Genomic DNA, 19,089 nt, shown 5'->3' on the forward strand with positions numbered 1-19,089 from the left:
TACCTGCGCGTGCTGTGCCGGGGCCATTCATGCTGACTGGCATGATGGCCCGTTCTCCATTACATCTTGCAGTCGGCCGCATAGGGGTCGCCGCGATCCTTGGCAACCGTTTTCACGTTCTTGTAGACCACGTTGCCTTTGCCGTCATCCACTGTTTCCAGCATGTGCCAGTCTTGAATCGGAAACTGGTTGGGGCCGAACTTGAAGTTGCCCCGCACACTATGGAAATCGGCCTTGCGCAGCGCGTCACGGAAAGCGTCGGTCTTGCTCATGTCTCCGTCCACTGCTTTTAGAGCCGAGCCAATCAGCAGCGCCGTGTCATATGACTGGGCCGCCTGAGCGGTTGGAACGCGGTTGTAGGTCTTGGTGAAGGACTCAACAAATTTCTTGTTGGCGGCATTGGGCAGGTCGGCGCTCCATAAGCTGCTCATGTAGAAGCCCTTGCCGGCTTGGCCAACGGCGGCCAGCATGCGTTCGTCCATCGAGTAGATAGGCGTGACCATCTTGAGCTTTTTGTCCAGACCGGAGCTGGAAAATTGCTTGACCAAGTTGATTCCCGTGCCGCCAGGATGAAACTGGAACAGTGTGTCGGCGTCAAGTCCGCGTATGCGTGCCAACTCGACCGAGAAATCGGTTTGGTCAAGCTTGGTGTAGATTTCAGCCACGATCTGACCTTTGAAGGTCTTCTTGAAGCCTTCAGCTGCGTCACGGCCGGCCTGATAATTCGGTACCATGATTACCGCTTTCTTCGCACCGATCTCGTTGGCGACAAAGCCCACCGTGTCTGCGAACGTATCGTTCTGGAAAGCTGCGCCAAAGAAATACGGGTTGCAATTCTTGCCCGCGAAGGCTGCGGGACCGGCGTTGTTGCTGATATAGAATGCTTTGGCCCCGATGACCGTAGGGCCTACAGCCATCATCACGTTAGAAAAGTTGATGCCGGTAAACAGCTTGATTCCTTCTTGCAACATCCTGTCGGCCGTCAGCTTGGCATTGGCCGGCTTGAGCCCGTCATCTTCGATCCTGACATCAACGGGGATACCGCCCAGCTTGCCGCCTTCTTCCTTCACAGCAAGCATGAAGCCGTCACGCTCGTCTTCGCCAAGATAGCCCGCGGGGGTGGACAACGTGGTGATGAAGCCGATCGGCACGGGCTTTTGTGCCAAAGCGGGCGAGGCCACAGCCGCGGCCAGCGCCAGGGCGCAAAAATAATGTGAAGCAAATTTATTGTGTGTTCTCATAGTGTCTCCTTGTTGAAATTGTGTGGGTTCCAGAAGGCAAGCGAAGATTTCACCGCATTCTTTCAGCCCAGGTTTATATTCACGTTCTTGACCTGCGTGAATTCCAGCAACTCCTCGACGCATTCTTCGCGCCCAATACCCGAGTTCTTGTAACCTCCAAAGGGCGCGCCCAGAAAATGCTGACTGACGTTATTTATCCATACGAAGCCGGATTCAACTCGCGAGGCCGCGCGATGGGCGGCGGTGAGATTATTCGTCCAGATCGAGGCGGTCAGTCCATATTCGACGCTATTGACGATATTGAACATTTCATTTTCGTCACTCCAGCGAAACACGGCCATGACGGGACCGAAAACCTCTTCGTTCGCGATTGTCATGTCAGATCGCATATCGGCGAAGATGGTCGGTTCGATAAAGTATCCATTTGCCAGCGCCGGGTCGCTTGGCGTCTTGCCGCCCGTTACAAGGCGTGCGCCTTCGCGCTTGCTGGTCTCGATGTAGTTCAACACACGTTCGTGATGAGCTTTGCTGATGACCGGCCCCATCGTAGTGGCCCAGTCGGTCGGGATGCCAGGCTTGTGACGCGTGGCCAGAATCTCGACGACGCGCGCCAGCACCTCATCGTGAATATCGTCATGCAGGAACACGCGGCTGGTGGAGCCGCAAGACTGGCCCGCCCAGGTGAAATTCATACCCCGAACGATGCCGTCAGCCAGCTTTTCGAGAGTGGCGTCAGGGTAGGCGATAAGAGGGTTCTTTCCCCCCAGCTCGAGCAGCACTTGCTTTATAGTGTCCGCGCAGCCACGCAGTATGGCCTTGCCGGTGGCGGTGCTGCCAATCAACGTGATCTTTTTCACCAGCGGGTGTGCCGTCAGGGCCTCGCCGCATTCGCGCGCGCCAGTCAGCACATTGACCACGCCGGGCGGAAATACACCGCCGATGAGTTCAGCCATGCGTATGGCCGACAGCGGCGCTTGCTCCGAAGGCTTGATGATGACGGTGTTGCCTGCCGCCAGCGGAGCCCCGAGCTTCTGGGCCGCAAACATCAGCGGATGGTTGTAGGCCACGACACGCACAACGACGCCTAGCGGCTCGCGCACGGTGTAGTTGAGGTTGTTGTCGCCCATAGGGATGGTATGGCCTTTGGCTTCCATCGCAATGCCGGCAAAGTAGTCCAGGTTCGCCGCCGCAATCTTCGCATCCGCCACCATTTCGGCCACAGGGTTGCCTGTGTTGAGCGCGTCCAGCATCGCCAGTTCTTCTGCGTTGTCACGCAAGATGGCAGCGGCCTTTCTTAACAGTTCTGCGCGCTCCGAGGGCTTGGTCTTGCGCCATGACTTGAATGCTTCCGAAGCGGCCGCGACCGCTGCGTCCACATCGCTGGCCGTGGCTTGCGCTGTTTCGCCGATGACTTCGCCATTGGCGGGGTTGCTGGTCGGGACAAAGCGGCCATGTCCAGGCGCGTGCCACTGTCCGCCGTAGAACAAGGCTTTATTTCTGGGCAGCACGGCCGCGGGACTGAGGTCTTTTCCGTTTTTCAAAGCTGCGTTCATATTCATCCCCCGCTATGCGATGCACCACCGTCGACATTCATGACTTGCCCGGTCATGAAGCGGGAACCTTCGGTGGCCAGGAAGACCACTGCGCCCACCAGGTCCTGAGGAACCTGAGTACGCGGCACACACTGGCGAGACACGATGGCTTCGCGCTGTTGCGGCGAGACTGTCTTGCGCGGAATTTCAGTCTGTGTTGCGCCTGGCAGCACCGCGTTGACGGTGATGTAGTCGTTGCCAAGCTCGCGCGCCATCGAACGCGTCATGCCTATTAATGCCGACTTGGACGTGGTGTAGTGCGTGTAGTTCGGCCGCCCCATCAGGATGCTGGCAGAGGAAATGTTGACAATGCGCCCCCACTTCGCCCGCTGCATATAGGGGATGACGGCACGCGTGGCGAGCATGACGCCGGTGATGTTGACATGCATGACCTTGTCCCATTCGTCGAGCGGAATTTCCCAGAAGGGGCGCATCTCGAGCGTGGAGAAAATACCCGCATTGTTGATGAGCACGTCAATCCGGCCGTAAGCGTCGAACACAGTTTGCGCCATCGCTTGAAGCGAATCGAAACTTCCAATATCCACCGCCAAGGCCAAGGCCTTGTGGCCGCGCGCTTCAATTTCCCGCGCCACGATGTCGGCCTTGTCCTTGTTCAAGTCGGCCACCACCGCGACTGCGCCGTACGCAGCAAAGGCGTGCGCAAAGATGCGACCTATGCCTTGTCCCGCGCCGGTGATGATGACTACGCGATCCTGGACGCCAAGGAGGGAATTGAAGTCGGGGACGGACGATTCTTTCTCCGCTGTCGTTGAAGAATCCGGCATGGCAATATCCTTTTCAAAGTACGCGTTATTTCGCTTGACTTCATTATTAGCGACGACGCACCCATAAGTCCAATTCTTTTCTTAAGCATAATATATAATCCACTGCTTATGAATTACCACTCGATTACCGCATCTACCGTGCCGACCGACCCCGTGTCCAAGCTGCTTGTTGGCCCTCTTACATTCCGGAAGCTGGAATTGTTTTGCCACGTCGTGGCTCTGGGCAGCGTGACCAAGGCGGCAGAGGAATTACATGTCGCGCAGCCGGCAGTCACGGCACATATACGCGACATCGAGCGCCGCTTGGGTACGCCGCTGGTTTTCCGTGAAGGCCGCCGTTTGGCCCTGACCGATGCCGGCGTGCGTTTTCATAGCTGGTGCGAAGACATCCTTGCCCGCTGTGCCGAACTATCGAATGACTTGAACGGTATTTCGGTCGGCTCACTGGGGCATGTCACGATTGCCGCCTCCATGACAGCGGGCACATATCGTCTAAGCGATTTGCTGGCGCAGTACCGACAAAAATCACCCAAAGTGACCGTGACTTTAAGCATCGGTTCGGCGCAAACCGCCACCGAGATCCTGCGTACGCGCGGCTGTGATTTCGCCGTGCTGCGGCTTGATCCAAAGCAGGATTTGCATGGATTGACTTTGGAACTGCTGTGGGAAGACAGGCTGCTGTTGCTTGGCGCACCCGAGCAGGCGGCGGCGCTGCGTTCGGTCACGGCAAAAGCCATGGCGAAGCTGCCCTTCGTGACAACGCCCCGCTCCACCATTCGCCGCACTTTGGAAGACAATTTGCTCTATTCGGCGGGCGTGGCGAATCGCCAGGTTGTAATGGAATTGGGCCACCCAGAGGCCATCAAGCAAGCGGTAAAGAAAGGCATCGGCTATACGCTCATGGAAGCAAGCGCCGCCGCGGCAGACATAGCGCGCGGCGAACTGGCAGTGGTCGACATGCCAAGCATTGACCTGCGCATGCCCATTTACCTGGCCGTACTCAAAGACAAGGTTCTATCCCCCATGCAAACCGGGTTGATGGATTTTATTCGGCGAGGCGCACGGCCTTGACTGAGACTGAAAAAGCCGAGTCCTACAAGCTCCTGGTTTCCCGGCGACTGAACTCTCGCGCTTCCTGCAAGAAGGCCTCGAACAAGTCCTGGGCCGGCAGCGTCAACGGCGCGTCTGTCCGGGTTATGGCGTAAATCGTCGTTACCGGCAAAGGATCCTCTATAGGCAAAGACACCAGGCCGGCGCGGCGTCCATGACGATCCAGAAAGCTGCGCGGTACGATGCCCACCACATCCAGCGTGGGCATAATGCCCAGCAAGGTAGAGAACGACTCGCATTCCAGCATAACGTTGGGCGGCGCCATGCCACGGGCTTCCATATGAAGATGCATGGGGTCGCCAGGCCCCTGGGCCGGCCCGGTAACAATCCAGCCCGCATCGACCAGGTCTGTCAGCTTTCGTGCATTGGACAATGGATGCCCATGCCGTGTCGCGATAACTTCCTGGCTATGGTATACGACCTGACGCAGCAGATCGTTACCCACGCCCGAGGCAGGAACAGGGCCCAACATGAAATCAAGCTCCCCGCTGCGCAGCTGGCGCAGCGCCAGCGGATAAAGCGCGTCACGTATGCAAAGCTTGACCTTGGGCCAGCGTTTGCCGAAACGCTGCACGGCGCCCGGCGCAAACAGAATCGCCGTCGCCGGGGAAAGGCCCACGGTAACTTGCCCCGCCGCCTGTCCCATATGCCAGGCGATATCTTCGCGGCCACGCTCCAGTTCGCGCAGCGCTGTCACGGCGCGGGACGCCAGCAGCTCGCCCGCCGTGGTCAAACGCACGCCCTTGGCGCTACGCCACACCAATGCGGTACCGAGTTCTTCTTCGAGCTGGCGCAGTGATTTGCTAAGGGCCGGCTGCGTGACATTCAGCACTACGGCCGCCGCACGCAAGCTGCCGCGCTCGGCCAAGGCAATAAGCAGTTCCAATTGTTCCAGTCGCACGGGTTTCTCCTTGCTTGTGATTACCAATGGTAATCGACATGAAAACAAAGTACTACTGCGGCAGCGGGTAGCTCCATATACTCGAATCACAACAGCTCCCACTGACAAGAGCATATGGAGACAATATGACGAAGCGCCAAGTGAAGAACATTCTATTCATCATGTGCGACCAGTTACGCGCGGACCATCTTTCGTGCTTTGGCCATCCCACGCTGAAAACCCCCAATCTCGACGCCCTGGCCCGCAAAGGCGTACTGTTCGAACGCGCCTATGTGCAGTCCCCGGTTTGCGGGCCCTCAAGAATGAGCTACTACACCGGCCGCTATGTTCATTCGCACGGGGCCAGCTGGAATTTCGTGCCGCTGAAAGTCGGCGAGATGACAATAGGTGATCACCTGCGCCCGCTTGGAGTGCAGTCTGCCCTGGTGGGCAAAACGCACATGCGCGCCGACCTGTCGGGCATGGCCCGGCTGGGCATCGACCCTAACTCGAAAATCGGTCGCCGCATCAGCGAGTGCGGCTTCGATCCCTACGAGCGCGACGACGGCATACATCCTTATTCGGGTCATGATCCCGACCCGGCCTACAACCAATACTTAAGGGATCAAGGCTTTGACGGCGACAATCCCTGGGAAGAATGGGCCAACTCCACCGTCGACACTGAAGGCAACACCCGGTCGGGCTGGTTCTTGAAGTACTCGAACCAAGCGGCCCGTGTCCCTGAAGAACACTCCGAAACTCCCTACATTACCCGCCGGGCCATGGATTTCATCCAGGAAGCGGGCACCCAGCCCTGGTGCATGCATCTTTCTTATATCAAGCCGCACTGGCCTTATATGGCGCCCGAACCCTACGCAAGTATGTTCAAGCCGTCGGATGCACTGCCGGTAGCCAGATCGGAAGAAGAGCGGCTCGACCCGCACCCCGTCTACGAAGCCATGATGCAGCACAGGGTTTCACAAACGTTTTCCCGCGACGGCGTACGGGAAACCGTCATGTGCGGCTATATGGGACTGATCAAGCAAATAGACGATCAGCTAGGCGTGCTGTTCTCGTTCATGGAAGAACGCGGCCTCATGGAAAACACGATGATCGTCTTCACCGCCGACCACGGCGACTATATGGGCGATCACTGGATGGGCGAAAAAGATCTGTTCCACGAGGCTGTCATACGAGTACCGCTGATCGTCTACGATCCCGACCCTAGAGCTGACAACACACGCAATACGCGCAGCCAGGCCTTGGTGGAAGCGGTGGACCTGGCCCCCACTTTCCTGGACGTCTATGGCGGGCCGGCTGTGCCCCACGTCATGGACGGACGCTCGCTGCGCCCGCTGCTGTTCGGCGAACAACCCCATAACTGGCGCGACGCCGTCATTTGCGAGTACGACTATTCTTTCCAGGACGCCCGCATAGATCTTCAGACGGCGCCACGGCGGGCCTGGATGCGGATGATCTTCGATGGCCGCTGGAAATATGTGCTGTTCGAAGATTTCCGGCCCATGCTGTACGACCTGCAAACCGATCCGCAAGAGTTCAAGGATCTTGGCGCCTCGCAAAACCCCGAACATATCGAAGCGCGGGCACGCCTGCACGAGGCCTTGTTCCAGTGGGCCCGGCAGCCACGCCAACGCGTCACGGTAACCGACGAGGTGATCGAATCCGTTGAGGTGCAGCCTCGCATTTCCGAAGGAGGCATTCTTATCGGTTACTGGGATGAAGCCGACCTGGCCAAGGCGCGCCAAGGGTTCAAACCCAGGTTTGCTTCCACCAATCCTCTTGTCCAACCCACTCTGGATCGCCTGACGGCGCAGCAAGGAGACACGCATCATGCTTGAAACTCGCGACATCACCCTTGAAACCCCCGACATCACGCCCGCCCATGAAGGGCTCGACGGCGTGGCCTGGAATGTCATGGGGCAAGTCTATGTGCCGAAACAGGTCAGCGATGACAGCATTGCCTGGCATGCCACATTTCCGGTCGAAACCTTTGTGCCGCCTCATACGCACCCATATCAGGACGAATACATTTTCGTAATCGACGGACGTATCGACCTGATCCTGGACGGCAAGAAGCGAACGGCGACCAGCGGCGATCTGGTTCGTATGCCGCGGGGGTTGCCGCATGCTTTCTTCAACAACTCGGGCGAAGCCGCCACGGCCCTGTTCTGGGCATCGCCGGCCGGGAAACTGCTGGAGCTGTATCGGCGGCTTCACAACGTGACAAACCCCGCGGAGGCGGTCCGGATAGCGCGCGATTATGACGTAATATTTGGTCCACCCGTCTCATCGGCGGCCCCGCAGCATGCAGCCGCATCGAGGTAAAAGGCCACAAGAATCAACCGAAGGCGGGGTCGCATCCCGCCAAACCGGGTACCGGCTCCGCCGGGCCTGAATTTGTACACAAAGAACAGGAAGATACCTGGCTCTGCCAATATAGTCATAGCGGCAGTTTTACTATTTATAAATACAACGGAGACATCATGAACATCAAAACCTGGCTTGGTGCTGGACTGTTGGCCCTGGCGACTGTCGGCACGGCGGCCCACGCACAAAAAACCCTGCTGTTCAATCTGTTTATGGCACCGCAGGACCCGTTCAATACGCTGGTGATGAAGCCTTGGGCGGACGACGTTGCCAAAGCCACCAACGGGCGCGTAAAGATCGAGTTCGCTCCGGCCAGCCTGGCCGCTCCCCAAGCCCAGATGGACGGTGTCGTCAAAGGCGTTTTTGACGGCGCCTACATGTACCACGGCTTTCTGCAAGGCAAAGTAAAGCTGTCGCAGATTGCGCACCTTCCTTTCATCAATGTCGACGCCAAGGGAAGCTCTGTCGCCTTGTGGCGAACCTACGAACGGTATTTTGCCAAGGCCGACGAATACCATGATGTCCAGCTGCTGTCGCTGTTCACATTTCCGGGCGGCCCTATCTACAGCATGCACGAGCCTATCAAAGCCAAGTCCCAGCTTGCCGGCATCAAGGTTTATTCGGTTGCGGGCAACACAGCCGAAATGCTGCAAACCACAGGCGCGGGAATGGTCGTGGCCCCCGCAGCCCGTAGTTACGAGATTATTTCCGGCGGCACCGTCGATGCCTTTGCGGGCTATCCGCTGTACAGTGCCACGGCTTTCCACACCATCCAGTATGCAAAAAGCATCACAGACATTCCGGGGCAAATGTCGGCACCCAGCTTTGCCTTGTTCGTGAACAAGAAGCGCTGGAACGCCATCCCCGAGGTGGATCGCAAGATCGTCATGAGCCTGTCGGGCGAGGCCTTTGCCGCGCGACTGGCGGCCATCGACAAGCTTGAAGAGAAGCTGCGCCAGGACGCCGCCGCACGCGGAGTGCCGTTTTTGAAGGCCGACGACAGCCTTATGGATTCGCTGCGTCAATTCGGCGGCAAGCTGCAACACGATTGGCTGGCCGCTGCCGCCGAGCGGGGTGTTGACGGTGAGGCCGCGCTCAAGATGTACGAACAAGAAGCCAAGAACGACGCGCACTAAGTCAATGGGACTGCCATCATGACTAACAGATCTTCCGGTCCTCAGCAATTGGACCGCGTACTCGGTGTCGTCAGCGCCTTGCCCCTGGCGCTGATCGTCGTCCTTACATTCACCGATGTTTTCGCACGTTACCTTTTTGCGCATCCAATACCGGGCGCCTCGGAAATGATCCAGTTCGCGATGGCCATGGCAATTTTCACCGCTTTGCCGCTGGTCACCCGCGCCGGCGGCCATATTACCGTCGACTTGTTTATCTACGCGCTTAGCAAACGCAAACAGGTATTTCTGCAACTGCCCTGTGAACTGCTCAGCGGCCTGGCTTTGGCGCTTATTTCCTGGCGGCTTTGGGTACAGGCCCAGGAGTATGCGGAAAACAAGACCGCCAGCATCGTGCTTGGTTTGCCTTCGGCCCCGCTAGCTTATGCGATGGCGGTCTTTGCAGCCTTGGCCGTTGTGGTCGTCGGTCTGCGTTTCATCGATGCGCTGCGGCTAGCGCTTACTCCAGCGGAGGTGACGCAATGATGGCTTCACTGCTAGGTTTCGTTGCTCTGTTCCTGCTGGCTTTTGCGGGTGTTCCGCTTGCGTTTGCAATGCTGCTGGTAGGTACTGGCGGATTTGCGTTGTTGCGCGGCGGATTCGAGCCGGCTTTCTCCATGGTTGCCCAGCAAGTCATGGATGCCTCTGCCAACGACGGCATGTCGGTGCTGCCTATGTTCATCCTGATGGGCCTTTTCGTGCACAAGGCCGACCTGTCGGAAGAACTGTACAAGGCGGCCAATGCCTGGCTGGGGCATCTGCGCGGCGGCCTGGCGCATGCAACAGTAGCTGCCTGTGCCGTCTTCGCCGCTATCTCGGGCAGCTCCATCGCAACGGCGGCGACGATGAGCAAGGTAGCCATCCCGCCGATGCGCCGCCTAGGCTACAACGACGCGCTGTCTTGCGGGTCCGTTGCCTCGGCCGGCGTGCTTGGGGTGCTTATTCCGCCTTCCGTGCCATTGGTGATTTACGGGCTTTTGACGAACACTGATATCCGCCAGCTGTTCATCGCGACCATCATCCCCGGCATATTGCTGGCATTGCTGTTCATCGTTGCAGTGGTGGCTGTGGTGGCGATGCGTCCGGCCTGGGGACCGACGGGCGAACGCCAGGGGTGGCTGGAACGCTTCAAGTCCCTGCGCAGCGTATGGATGGTCTTGCTGCTGTTTGCCAGCATCATGGGCGGCTTGTACAGCGGAGTGTTCACGGCAACGGAATCAGCGGGGGTAGGCGCGACGGGCGCGTTGTTGATTGGGGTGCTAAGACGCAAAATAACCTGGCGCGGTCTTTTGGAATGCCTGATAGAAACAGCCACGACCACCGCCATGATCTTCACCATCATGTTCGGCGCTTTCGTCTTTGCCAACTTCATCACGTTGTCGGGACTGACAGGTTCATTGATTGAACTGCTGCAGCAACAAGGCACCGGCACCCTGGGTGTGTTGCTGACGATAGTTGCAATTTACCTGGTTCTGGGCGCTTTAATGGAAAGCCTCAGCCTGATGATACTGACAGCCCCGATCTTTCACGCCATTGCCGTTTCCATTGGCATCCATCCGATATGGTTTGGCGTCTTTATCGTGATGCTCATTGAAATCGGCATGCTGACGCCGCCGGTCGGCATGAACGTCTTCACCGTCAAGACGATGAATCCCGACGTGCCGATTCGAGTCATCTTCGCGGGGAGCACGCCTTTTGTCATCGCCAACGTCATAGCCGTAGCCCTCATGATAGCGTTCCCGGCGATTGCGCTGTTTCCGCTGCGCTGGCTTTGACTTTACCTGGAGGGCGGCGAGCTGTGAAGCAGTGAAGCGTGGGGGCCATCGTTTACGCCGGGCCGCCCCAAGGCAAACAGCGCCCCCTTGGGGGGCAGCGAACTGCGAAGCAGTGAAGCGTGGAGGCCATCGTTTGCCGCCGGGCCGCCCCAAGGCAAAAAAAACCCAGGATTTCTCCTGGGTTTTTTACATCAAGTTCGAATCCGGTCCAGGCTGCGTACGTATACGCCGGCCAGACCGTTTAGGAATTAGATGACGCGTGCGGCTTCCAACAAGCGCACAACAGTCCACGACTTGTCGCGGCTGATTGGGCGGCCTTCTGCGATTTCTACAGTGTCGCCTTCGTTGTACTGATTGGTTTCATCGTGCGCCTTATACTTGGCGGAACGAACGATGATCTTGCCAAAAACAGGATGCTTGACACGGCGCTCGACGCGAACGACGACCGTCTTGTCCATCTTGTTGCTGACAATCTTGCCAACCAGAGTACGCTGGTTCTTGACTGCTTCAATGTTTTGAGTTTCGCTCATTTTACTTTCCTGCCTTCTCAGTCAAAAGGGTACGGACGCGCGCGATGTCGCGGCGCACATTGCCCAGTTGGCTGGTGTTGGAGAGTTGCTGGGTAGCACGCTGCATACGCAGACCGAATTGTGCTTTCAGCAGGCTCTCGAGCTCGGTCTTGAGCTCGGCGGCGTCTTTGGAACGGAGTTCGCTGGCTTTCATAAGGTCTCCTTAAGCGCCGATGTGACGAGACACGAATGTCGTCGAAATTGGCAACTTAGCGGCGGCCAGGCGGAAAGCTTCACGTGCAAGCTCTTCGCTTACACCTTCCATTTCATAGAGCACCTTGCCGGGTTGAATTTCTGCGACCCAGTACTCGGGATTGCCTTTACCGTTACCCATACGGACTTCCGCAGGTTTCTGCGAAATGGGCTTATCCGGGAAAATGCGGATCCAGATACGGCCGCCACGTTTAACGTGACGGTTGATCGCACGACGGGCAGCTTCGATCTGGCGGGCGGTCAGGCGGCCACGACCCGTGGCTTTAAGACCGAATTCGCCGAACGACACCTGAGCACCGCGAGTAGCCAGGCCCGTGTTACGGCCCTTTTGCTCTTTGCGGTATTTTCTGCGTGACGGTTGCAACATATTTATTCTCCTTCAGGCGCTGGCGCTGCAGCAGCGTCAGGCTTGCGAGGTCCACGGCCACGGCCACCTGCGGGAGGACGACGGCCTTCGGGGCGGTCACCGCGAGGTGCGCGACGAGGGCGACGTTCATCGTCGCGAGGAGCGGCGGTCTCAACAGGCATTTCGCCGTTGGGAAGCATGTCGCCCTTGTAGACCCACACTTTGATACCGATAATCCCGTAGGTCGTTTGCGCTTCAGCAGTGCCGTAGTCGATATTGGCGCGCAATGTATGAAGAGGCACGCGACCTTCGCGATACCACTCAGTACGAGCGATTTCAATACCGTTCAGACGGCCGGCGCTCATGATCTTGATGCCTTGGGCGCCAAGACGCATTGCGTTCTGCATGGAGCGCTTCATGGCGCGGCGGAACTGAATACGCTTTTCGAGCTGCTGGGCGATCGAGTCGGCAATAAGCTGAGCATCGGTTTCCGGCTTGCGGATTTCTTCGATGTTGACGTGCACAGGCACGCCCATCAAACGCTGCAGGTCGGCCTTGAGGTTCTCGATGTCTTCGCCGCGCTTGCCGATCACCACACCCGGGCGAGCCGAGTAGACAGTGATACGTGCATTCTTGGCGGGACGCTCGATGATTACGCGGCCGACAGAAGCGCTTTTCAGCTTCTTCTTGAGGTATTCGCGCACACGAATGTCTTCGGCCAGCATGCCGCCGAAGGCTTTATCGTCTGCGTACCAGCGCGAACTCCAGTTGCGGTTAACCGCGAGGCGGAACCCAATCGGGTGTACTTTTTGTCCCATTGTGACTCCTTAAGCTCCGACTTTGACCACAATGTGGCAAGTCTGCTTCTCGATACGGTTACCGCGGCCTTTTGCACGTGCGGAAAAACGCTTCATCGACTGGCCCTTGTCCACATGGATAGTGGTGACCTTGAGTTCATCGATATCGGCGCCGTCGTTGTGCTCGGCGTTGGCGATCGCGGACTCAAGAGCCTTCTTGAGGATGCCCGCGGCTTTTTTGGGTGTGAAAGTCAGGATATTCAGCGCCTGAGCAACCGACTTGCCACGGATCAGATCCGCAACAACGCGAGTTTTCTGCGCAGAAATATGGACTCCACGGATAATTGCTGTAGTTTCCATCACTTACCTCTTGGACTTCTTATCCGCCGCGTGACCCTTGAAAGTACGGGTCAGGGCGAATTCGCCGAGCTTGTGGCCGACCATGTTCTCGTTGATATAAACGGGAACGTGCTGGCGGCCATTGTGCACAGCAATCGTCAGCCCAATGAACTCGGGCAGGATGGTTGAACGGCGCGACCAGGTTTTGATCGGCTTTTTACCCTTTTCTTCGACAGCTGCATCGATCTTTTTGATCAGATGCGCGTCGACGAATGGGCCTTTCTTAATCGAACGTGACATATGGTTCGCCCCTTACTTGCGCTTGCGACGCGAGACAATCATGTTGTCCGTGCGCTTGTTAGAACGAGTCCTGTAACCCTTAGCCGGGGTACCCCATGGGCTAACTGGCTCACGACCCTCGCCTGTACGTCCTTCACCACCACCGTGCGGGTGATCGACCGGGTTCATGGCCACGCCACGTACCGTAGGACGAACACCGCGCCAGCGCATGGCACCGGCTTTGCCGATTTGACGCAGGCTATGCTCTTCGTTGCCCACTTCACCGATGGTTGCACGGCAGTCGATGTGAACGCGACGGACTTCGCCAGAGCGCAGACGCACCTGAGCGTAGACACCTTCACGAGCCATCAGGACAGCCGACGCACCGGCGGAACGCGCCATTTGCGCGCCTTTGCCAGGCAGCATTTCGATGCAGTGTATGGTTGCGCCCACTGGAATGTTGCGGATGGGCAGCGTGTTGCCGGCGCGAATCGGAGCTTCGGTACCGGACAACAGGGTTGCGCCAACCTCAAGACCGCGAGGGGCAATGATGTAACGACGTTCGCCGTCGGCATAGCACAACAAAGCGATGTGCGCAGTGCGGTTAGGGTCGTATTCGAGGCGTTCGACCTTGGCAGGAATGCCGTCTTTGTTGCGACGGAAGTCGACCAGACGGTAGTGCTGCTTATGGCCGCCGCCACGATGGCGAACAGTGATGTGGCCGTTGTTGTTACGGCCCGAACCACGGATTTGCTTCTCGAGCAGGGGAGCGTGCGGCGCACCTTTGTGCAGAGCAGGTGTTACCACCTTGATCATGCCGCGGCGGCCTGCCGAGGTTGGCTTGACTTTAACGAGTGCCATTTAGTTCACCTCCGTAAAGTCGAGTTCCTGGCCGTCCTTGAGCGAGACATAAGCCTTGCGCTCGTTGCTGCGGCGACCCATGAATCGGCCAAAGCGTTTCTGCTTGCCTTTTTGGTTCAGAACCTGAACCGACTCGACTTCAACTTTGAACAGAAGCTCGACCGCTGCCTTGATTTCAGGCTTGGTGGCATTGGCCACGACACGGAAAGCGACTTGCTGGTTTTTTTCGGCAACGAATGTGGCTTTTTCAGTCACGATCGGAGCTAGGATAATTTGCATTAAGCGTTCGGCGTTCATCCCAACATCTCCTCGAGTTGAGCGATAGCCGGCTTGGTGATCAGCACTTTCTTGTAGTGGATCAGCGACAGCGGATCGGCATAACGCGGTTCAACCACGGCAACGTGCGGCAGGTTGCGCGTAGCGAGATAAACGTTTTCGTCGAGCACATCGGTAATGATCAGCACGGACTCAAGACCCATGCCCTTGAGCTTGGCCGCAGCCTGCTTGGTCTTGGGGGATTCGAGCTCGAAACTGTCGACGACAGCGATGCGGCCTTCACGAGCCAACTGGGAAAAGATCGCACGGATACCGGCGCGATACATTTTCTTGTTGACCTTCTGGGTGAAGTTTTCTTCAGGCGAATTCGGGAATGCACGACCGCCTCCACGCCAGATGGGCGAGGAAGTCATACCGGCACGAGCGCGGCCTGTGCCTTTTTGGCGCCATGGCTTTTTGGTGCTGTGCTTGACTTCGGCGCGGTCTTTCTGGGCACGGTTGCCGCTACGGGCATTGGCCTGGAAAGCTACGACGATCTGGTGCACAAGCGCTTCGTTGAAGTCGCGGCCGAAAACGGTGTCGGGCGCGGCGAACGTGGACGAGGATTGGCCCTGGTCATTCAGGAGCGTCAGTTCCATATTTAGGCTCCTTTCTTGGCCGACATCTTGATGGCCGGACGCACGACAACGTCGGAGTTCTTGTGGCCGGGAACAGCGCCCCTGACCAACAACAAACCGCGTTCTGCATCGACACGAATGATGTCTAGATTTTGAACGGTACGGGTAACGTCACCGAGGTGGCCCGCCATTTTCTTGCCTGGGAACACGCGACCTGGATCTTGTGCCTGACCGATAGAGCCCGGAACACGGTGCGAGCGCGAGTTACCGTGCGAATTACGCTGCGCGGTAAAATGGTGGCGCTTGATGGTACCGGCAAAGCCTTTACCTATCGTTGTACCGGTTACGTCAACCTTCTGACCAGCTTCGAATACGCTTTCGACGGCCACAACGGAACCGGCTGTAAATTCAGCGGCCTTTGCGGGATCTAGACGGAATTCTTTGAGGATGCTACCGGCTTCAGAGCCGGCTTTTGCGTAGTGCCCAGCCACGGGTTTGGTCACGCGCGAGGCGCGACGGCTGCCATAGGCTACTTGCACGGCCGCATAGCCATCGATTTCTGGTGACTTGACTTGGGTAACGCGGTTGTTGGACACGTCCAGTACGGTTACCGGGATGGACTCGCCTTCCTCGGTAAAAATACGGGTCATGCCGACTTTGCGCCCCACGAGCCCCAGCCGATGGGCGGCAGGCGTAGGTGTCGAGTTCGACATCAATTTTCTCCATTCCCGACTGCGATTGGTCGGGGCTAATTTACGCAAAGCACATATGCTTAAACGTGTATGGCCACATATATATGTTCCCGCACACGCAAGGTGCATACCTGCATTGCAAAACTTAAAAACCAAGATTTTTTGGTTAAGCTAGCACTTTAACATGCCAACGCGCAAATAATCAACCGGCACATTCGGATTAACCCTAAAGCTGTTGTTTTTGCCGGTATGTGTAACGGTAAACTCGTATAGTTACTGCTTTGTTTTTACGATCTTCTTCTTGTGGTTGCCCGCGCTGGCGTGCCGGCTTGACCCGTACAGGATTGCTCATGACATCGACCGCCGGGCCTGTCGCGCTGCGAGGCCCCACCCTGACCTTTACGGGCGACCCCTTTCAAATAGGCGACCAAGCCGCCATGCGCTATGAGCCCGACGGGCTTGTTCTTATGGAGAACGGCAAGGTATCCGCGGCAGGCGGCTACCAGGAACTTCGCACGCAACTGCGTTCGCATGAGTTCGTCCATTATCCGGACGCGCTGATCCTGCCCGGTTTTATCGACACCCACGTCCATTACCCGCAAACGCAGATCATCGGGGCCTATGGCTCGCAACTGATCGAATGGCTGAATAAATACACCTTCGTCGCCGAACAGCAGTTTGCCAGCGCCGAGCACTCGTCCGCGGTGGCCGATATCTTCTTGCGGGAATGCCTGCGCGCAGGCACCACTGCCGCCGCCGTCTACTGCACGGTACATCCCGAATCGGTCGAGGCTTTCTTCCACGCCGCCCAACAACGCGGCATGCGCATGATTGCCGGCAAAGTGCTGATGGACCGCAACGCTCCGCCGCCCCTGACCGATACCGCCCAGCGCGGCTACGACGAATCCGAGGCGCTGATCGCGCGCTGGCATGGCAAGGGCCGCCTGTCGTACGCCGTGACACCCCGCTTTGCCCCGACCAGCACACCGGCACAACTGGAAGCCGCCGCCGCCTTGTGGAAAAAACACGCCGGCACTTATATGCAAACCCATCTGGCCGAGACCCTGCAAGAAAACGAATGGGTCAAAAGCCTGTTTCCGGAACGGTCGGGCTATCTGGACGTTTACGCACATTACGGCCTGACCGGCCCGCGCAGCATCTTCGGCCATTCGCTGCACCTGGCCGAAGACGAATGGCGGCATCTTGCCGACAGCGGCTCGGCCGTCGCCCACTGTCCCAGCTCCAACGGCTTCCTGGGCAGCGGCCTGTTCGACTTCGCACGGGCCCGTCAACCCCAGGCACCGCAACGCCCCATACGCACCGGCCTGGCGACCGATGTGGGCGGCGGCACCACTTTATCCATGCTCAGAACCATGGGCGAAGCCTACAAAATCGGCCAGTTCGGCGGCTATTCGCTTTCAGCACCCAAGGCGTTTTACTTGGCGACCAGGGGCGCTGCCCAAGCCCTATACCTGGAAGACAAGATCGGCTCCATCGAACCCGGCATGGACGCCGACTTGCTCGTGCTGAACCTGAAGTCGACCCCGCTGATCGATTTCCGGATGAAGCATTGCGATACCCTGGAAGAAGCCATGTTCGTGCAGATGATCATGGCTGACGACAGGGCGACGCAGGCCGTGTATGTGGCGGGACAATTGGCTTATCAGGACTGAAGCCGCGGGCTGAACCGCGTACCATGTGGCCGTGACGAACGGGCGTTACGACAACAACATCACCGCCCCATCCCATGTAAGCTTCAGCCCTGTAAAGAACAAGAATATATACATCAGCTTGCTGAATGCCTGGCCGTCTATTCGGTGGTGCAGCCACACGCCCAGCTTGACGCCAATGATCGCAATCGGCGCCAGCACCAACGATGTCATCAGGTTTTCGGTGTCGAGTTGTCCAAGTATTGCGTAGGGTATTAGCTTGACGTAGTTAACGGCGGCGAAATAGATGGTTATTGTGCCGACCAGGATGCCCTTGTCCAGATTCTTGGGCAGCAGGTAGATCATGAGAGGAGGGCCGCCAGCATGTGCGACGAAGCTTGTATAGCCGGACAAGCCCGACCATACCCATGCGCTGGCCGTGTCGGGCAAATGCAAGGAGCCTCGAAACCGATCCTTCAGGAAGTAATTCAAGGAAAAGACCAAGGCCAGCAGGCCGATCAATAACTTAAGAAATGTGTCGCTGACAAACTGAAAGGTCAGCGCGCCGATAATAATTCCGACCACTGCGCTTGGCACCAGCTTGGCCATCAGCCCGCGGTCCCATTTATGCAGCCACATGCGTACGCCGGTCAGGTCCATGACGCACAGGATGGGCAGCATGATGCCCGCCGCCTGCAAGGGGGAAATCGTCAGTGACAGCAAAGGTACCGCCAGGATTCCCAGGCCGCCCGCGAATCCACCCTTGCCTATGCCCACGATCAATACCGCGGGGACGGCAATCAGGTAGAAGGCAAGGCTGTCGACAATAGGCATGGCACATCCCTATAACTGGCTTGAAACAAAACAGGCTCGGCACAATATAGCGCAAGCCAGCAAACGCAAAAGCCCCTGTCAGCGGACAGGGGCTTTTGCTATTCTTAAGCTAAAACACACCGCGCCAGGCATGGCGTGTTTTGGGCACTACGATCAGTGCAGTCAATTATTGCAGAGCGATTTCGACATCAACACCGGCCGGCAGGTCCAGACGCATCAGGGCGTCCACGGTCTTGTCGGTAGGATCAACGATGTCCATCAGACGCTGGTGCGTACGCATTTCCAACTGGTCACGCGCGGTCTTGTTGACGTGCGGCGAGCTAAGGACGTCGTAGCGACGAATGCGTGTAGGCAGAGGCACCGGACCGCGCACTACTGCGCCGGTACGTTTTGCTGTTTCAACGATTTCGGCGGCGGACTGATCGATCAACTTGTAATCGAAAGCCTTCAGACGGATGCGGATTTTCTGGTTTTTCATGGTGTTTCCTAAAGAACGAACGGCGAAGGCGCTGGGCCTTCGCCTATGACAAGTAAATTACTTGATGATTTTGGCTACCACGCCGGCGCCGACGGTACGACCGCCTTCGCGAATCGCGAAGCGCAGGCCTTCTTCCATGGCGATCGGAGCAATCAGCTTGACGGTCATGGACACGTTATCGCCGGGCAGAACCATT

At 57.7% G+C, this 19,089-nt stretch carries 24 protein-coding genes; 7 read left to right on the forward strand and 17 right to left on the reverse strand.

The genetic code is table 11. The annotated features are described in order from the left end of the window. Positions 1–59: 59 nt before the first annotated feature. From DFR37_RS05130 to DFR37_RS05140, 3 genes are all read right to left on the reverse strand, one after another. Positions 60–1,241 (reverse strand): ABC transporter substrate-binding protein, encoded by a 1,182-nt coding sequence (locus DFR37_RS05130; protein WP_113932154.1) that lies wholly within the window; start codon positions 1,239–1,241, stop codon positions 60–62. A 62-nt stretch (positions 1,242–1,303) separates the two neighbouring features. After that, positions 1,304–2,794 carry an aldehyde dehydrogenase family protein gene (locus DFR37_RS05135; RefSeq protein WP_113932424.1) on the reverse strand — a complete coding sequence of 497 codons (1,491 nt, stop codon included), beginning with the start codon at positions 2,792–2,794 and terminating at the stop codon, positions 1,304–1,306. A 2-nt stretch (positions 2,795–2,796) separates the two neighbouring features. After that, positions 2,797–3,618, reverse strand: coding sequence for an SDR family NAD(P)-dependent oxidoreductase (locus DFR37_RS05140; RefSeq protein WP_113932155.1), 822 nt, complete (start codon positions 3,616–3,618; stop codon positions 2,797–2,799). Positions 3,619–3,726: 108 nt separating this feature from the next. On the opposite strand from DFR37_RS05140, the gene DFR37_RS05145 reads away from it, so the two are divergent. Beyond that, positions 3,727–4,689, forward strand: a complete 963-nt coding sequence (locus tag DFR37_RS05145) for a LysR family transcriptional regulator (RefSeq protein ID WP_113932156.1) — start codon at positions 3,727–3,729, stop codon at positions 4,687–4,689. Between the two features lie 22 nt (positions 4,690–4,711). Here DFR37_RS05145 and DFR37_RS05150 read toward each other — a convergent pair whose 3' ends face one another. Next, positions 4,712–5,629, reverse strand: coding sequence for a LysR substrate-binding domain-containing protein (locus DFR37_RS05150; protein ID WP_170139836.1), 918 nt, complete (start codon positions 5,627–5,629; stop codon positions 4,712–4,714). A gap of 125 nt (positions 5,630–5,754) precedes the next feature. Here DFR37_RS05150 and DFR37_RS05155 point away from each other — a divergent pair, with 125 nt between their 5' ends. From DFR37_RS05155 to DFR37_RS05175, 5 genes are all read left to right on the forward strand, one after another. Next, positions 5,755–7,467: an alkaline phosphatase family protein gene (locus tag DFR37_RS05155; protein ID WP_113932158.1), complete on the forward strand. Its 1,713-nt coding sequence runs from the start codon at positions 5,755–5,757 to the stop codon at positions 7,465–7,467. Next, complete coding sequence (locus tag DFR37_RS05160; RefSeq protein WP_113932159.1) at positions 7,460–7,954, forward strand: cupin domain-containing protein; 495 nt, start codon at positions 7,460–7,462, stop codon at positions 7,952–7,954. The genes DFR37_RS05155 and DFR37_RS05160 overlap by 8 nt, the downstream gene beginning before the upstream one ends. Before the next feature lie 158 nt (positions 7,955–8,112). Further along, positions 8,113–9,132: a TRAP transporter substrate-binding protein DctP gene (gene dctP, locus DFR37_RS05165; RefSeq protein ID WP_113932160.1), complete on the forward strand. Its 1,020-nt coding sequence runs from the start codon at positions 8,113–8,115 to the stop codon at positions 9,130–9,132. A gap of 18 nt (positions 9,133–9,150) precedes the next feature. After that, a complete protein-coding gene (locus DFR37_RS05170) occupies positions 9,151–9,654 on the forward strand; it encodes a TRAP transporter small permease (RefSeq protein WP_113932161.1) in 504 nt (167 codons plus the stop codon). Next, positions 9,651–10,943, forward strand: a complete 1,293-nt coding sequence (locus tag DFR37_RS05175; RefSeq protein ID WP_113932162.1) for a TRAP transporter large permease — start codon at positions 9,651–9,653, stop codon at positions 10,941–10,943. Before DFR37_RS05170 ends, DFR37_RS05175 begins: the two co-directional genes overlap by 4 nt. 248 nt (positions 10,944–11,191) lie before the next feature. On the opposite strand, the gene rpsQ is transcribed toward DFR37_RS05175, so the two are convergent. The 10 genes from rpsQ to rplC are packed head-to-tail and all read right to left on the reverse strand — an operon-like array spanning position 11,192 to position 15,953. Next, a complete protein-coding gene (gene rpsQ / locus DFR37_RS05180; protein ID WP_113932163.1) occupies positions 11,192–11,473 on the reverse strand; it encodes a 30S ribosomal protein S17 in 282 nt (93 codons plus the stop codon). 1 nt (position 11,474) lies between these two features. Then, complete coding sequence (gene rpmC, locus DFR37_RS05185; protein ID WP_113932164.1) at positions 11,475–11,666, reverse strand: 50S ribosomal protein L29; 192 nt, start codon at positions 11,664–11,666, stop codon at positions 11,475–11,477. A 9-nt stretch (positions 11,667–11,675) separates the two neighbouring features. Beyond that, entirely contained in the window at positions 11,676–12,092 is a 417-nt protein-coding gene (gene rplP / locus DFR37_RS05190; RefSeq protein WP_113932165.1) for a 50S ribosomal protein L16, read from the reverse strand. A gap of 2 nt (positions 12,093–12,094) precedes the next feature. Then, on the reverse strand, positions 12,095–12,889 hold the full coding sequence (rpsC, locus tag DFR37_RS05195) for a 30S ribosomal protein S3 (protein ID WP_113932166.1): 795 nt from the start codon (positions 12,887–12,889) through the stop codon (positions 12,095–12,097). 9 nt (positions 12,890–12,898) lie between these two features. Then, complete coding sequence (gene rplV / locus DFR37_RS05200) at positions 12,899–13,228, reverse strand: 50S ribosomal protein L22 (protein WP_113932167.1); 330 nt, start codon at positions 13,226–13,228, stop codon at positions 12,899–12,901. 3 nt (positions 13,229–13,231) lie between these two features. Then, positions 13,232–13,507, reverse strand: coding sequence for a 30S ribosomal protein S19 (gene rpsS / locus DFR37_RS05205; RefSeq protein ID WP_113932168.1), 276 nt, complete (start codon positions 13,505–13,507; stop codon positions 13,232–13,234). A 12-nt stretch (positions 13,508–13,519) separates the two neighbouring features. Then, complete coding sequence (gene rplB, locus DFR37_RS05210) at positions 13,520–14,347, reverse strand: 50S ribosomal protein L2 (protein WP_113932169.1); 828 nt, start codon at positions 14,345–14,347, stop codon at positions 13,520–13,522. After that, the gene (gene rplW / locus DFR37_RS05215; RefSeq protein ID WP_113932170.1) at positions 14,348–14,644 is read right to left on the reverse strand and encodes a 50S ribosomal protein L23; all 297 of its coding nucleotides are present in this window, start codon (positions 14,642–14,644) and stop codon (positions 14,348–14,350) included. Further along, a complete protein-coding gene (gene rplD / locus DFR37_RS05220; RefSeq protein WP_113932171.1) occupies positions 14,641–15,261 on the reverse strand; it encodes a 50S ribosomal protein L4 in 621 nt (206 codons plus the stop codon). The genes rplW and rplD overlap by 4 nt, the downstream gene beginning before the upstream one ends. 2 nt (positions 15,262–15,263) lie before the next feature. Further along, on the reverse strand, positions 15,264–15,953 hold the full coding sequence (rplC, locus tag DFR37_RS05225; protein ID WP_113932172.1) for a 50S ribosomal protein L3: 690 nt from the start codon (positions 15,951–15,953) through the stop codon (positions 15,264–15,266). 329 nt (positions 15,954–16,282) lie between these two features. Here rplC and guaD point away from each other — a divergent pair, with 329 nt between their 5' ends. Beyond that, positions 16,283–17,605, forward strand: a complete 1,323-nt coding sequence (gene guaD / locus DFR37_RS05230; protein ID WP_113932173.1) for a guanine deaminase — start codon at positions 16,283–16,285, stop codon at positions 17,603–17,605. Positions 17,606–17,650: 45 nt separating this feature from the next. On the opposite strand, the gene DFR37_RS05235 is transcribed toward guaD, so the two are convergent. The 3 genes from DFR37_RS05235 to DFR37_RS05245 form a co-directional block, all read right to left on the reverse strand. Further along, a complete protein-coding gene (locus DFR37_RS05235) occupies positions 17,651–18,415 on the reverse strand; it encodes a sulfite exporter TauE/SafE family protein (protein ID WP_113932174.1) in 765 nt (254 codons plus the stop codon). Between the two features lie 166 nt (positions 18,416–18,581). Beyond that, positions 18,582–18,893, reverse strand: a complete 312-nt coding sequence (gene rpsJ, locus DFR37_RS05240) for a 30S ribosomal protein S10 (protein WP_113932175.1) — start codon at positions 18,891–18,893, stop codon at positions 18,582–18,584. Positions 18,894–18,950: 57 nt separating this feature from the next. Continuing rightward, positions 18,951–19,088 carry an EF-Tu C-terminal domain-related protein gene (locus tag DFR37_RS05245; protein ID WP_429866783.1) on the reverse strand — a complete coding sequence of 46 codons (138 nt, stop codon included), beginning with the start codon at positions 19,086–19,088 and terminating at the stop codon, positions 18,951–18,953. Position 19,089: the final 1 nt, after the last annotated feature.

This window comes from Eoetvoesiella caeni, assembly GCF_003315175.1.
Lineage (GTDB): Bacteria > Pseudomonadota > Gammaproteobacteria > Burkholderiales > Burkholderiaceae_B > Eoetvoesia > Eoetvoesia caeni.

Bases quoted from the DNA above. Each gene is read 5' to 3' on its own strand.
- DFR37_RS05130 (WP_113932154.1), bottom strand. From the start codon at position 1,241: ATGAGAACACACAATAAATTTGCTTCACATTATTTTTGCGCCCTGGCG.
- DFR37_RS05135 (WP_113932424.1), bottom strand. From the start codon at position 2,794: ATGAACGCAGCTTTGAAAAACGGAAAAGACCTCAGTCCCGCGGCCGTG.
- DFR37_RS05140 (WP_113932155.1), bottom strand. From the start codon at position 3,618: ATGCCGGATTCTTCAACGACAGCGGAGAAAGAATCGTCCGTCCCCGAC.
- DFR37_RS05145 (WP_113932156.1), top strand. From the start codon at position 3,727: ATGAATTACCACTCGATTACCGCATCTACCGTGCCGACCGACCCCGTG.
- DFR37_RS05155 (WP_113932158.1), top strand. From the start codon at position 5,755: ATGACGAAGCGCCAAGTGAAGAACATTCTATTCATCATGTGCGACCAG.
- DFR37_RS05160 (WP_113932159.1), top strand. From the start codon at position 7,460: ATGCTTGAAACTCGCGACATCACCCTTGAAACCCCCGACATCACGCCC.
- dctP (WP_113932160.1), top strand. From the start codon at position 8,113: ATGAACATCAAAACCTGGCTTGGTGCTGGACTGTTGGCCCTGGCGACT.
- DFR37_RS05170 (WP_113932161.1), top strand. From the start codon at position 9,151: ATGACTAACAGATCTTCCGGTCCTCAGCAATTGGACCGCGTACTCGGT.
- DFR37_RS05175 (WP_113932162.1), top strand. From the start codon at position 9,651: ATGATGGCTTCACTGCTAGGTTTCGTTGCTCTGTTCCTGCTGGCTTTT.
- rpsQ (WP_113932163.1), bottom strand. From the start codon at position 11,473: ATGAGCGAAACTCAAAACATTGAAGCAGTCAAGAACCAGCGTACTCTG.
- rpmC (WP_113932164.1), bottom strand. From the start codon at position 11,666: ATGAAAGCCAGCGAACTCCGTTCCAAAGACGCCGCCGAGCTCAAGACC.
- rplP (WP_113932165.1), bottom strand. From the start codon at position 12,092: ATGTTGCAACCGTCACGCAGAAAATACCGCAAAGAGCAAAAGGGCCGT.
- rpsC (WP_113932166.1), bottom strand. From the start codon at position 12,889: ATGGGACAAAAAGTACACCCGATTGGGTTCCGCCTCGCGGTTAACCGC.
- rplV (WP_113932167.1), bottom strand. From the start codon at position 13,228: ATGGAAACTACAGCAATTATCCGTGGAGTCCATATTTCTGCGCAGAAA.
- rpsS (WP_113932168.1), bottom strand. From the start codon at position 13,507: ATGTCACGTTCGATTAAGAAAGGCCCATTCGTCGACGCGCATCTGATC.
- rplB (WP_113932169.1), bottom strand. From the start codon at position 14,347: ATGGCACTCGTTAAAGTCAAGCCAACCTCGGCAGGCCGCCGCGGCATG.
- rplW (WP_113932170.1), bottom strand. From the start codon at position 14,644: ATGAACGCCGAACGCTTAATGCAAATTATCCTAGCTCCGATCGTGACT.
- rplD (WP_113932171.1), bottom strand. From the start codon at position 15,261: ATGGAACTGACGCTCCTGAATGACCAGGGCCAATCCTCGTCCACGTTC.
- rplC (WP_113932172.1), bottom strand. From the start codon at position 15,953: ATGTCGAACTCGACACCTACGCCTGCCGCCCATCGGCTGGGGCTCGTG.
- guaD (WP_113932173.1), top strand. From the start codon at position 16,283: ATGACATCGACCGCCGGGCCTGTCGCGCTGCGAGGCCCCACCCTGACC.
- DFR37_RS05235 (WP_113932174.1), bottom strand. From the start codon at position 18,415: ATGCCTATTGTCGACAGCCTTGCCTTCTACCTGATTGCCGTCCCCGCG.
- rpsJ (WP_113932175.1), bottom strand. From the start codon at position 18,893: ATGAAAAACCAGAAAATCCGCATCCGTCTGAAGGCTTTCGATTACAAG.
- DFR37_RS05245 (WP_429866783.1), bottom strand. From the start codon at position 19,088: ATGGTTCTGCCCGGCGATAACGTGTCCATGACCGTCAAGCTGATTGCT.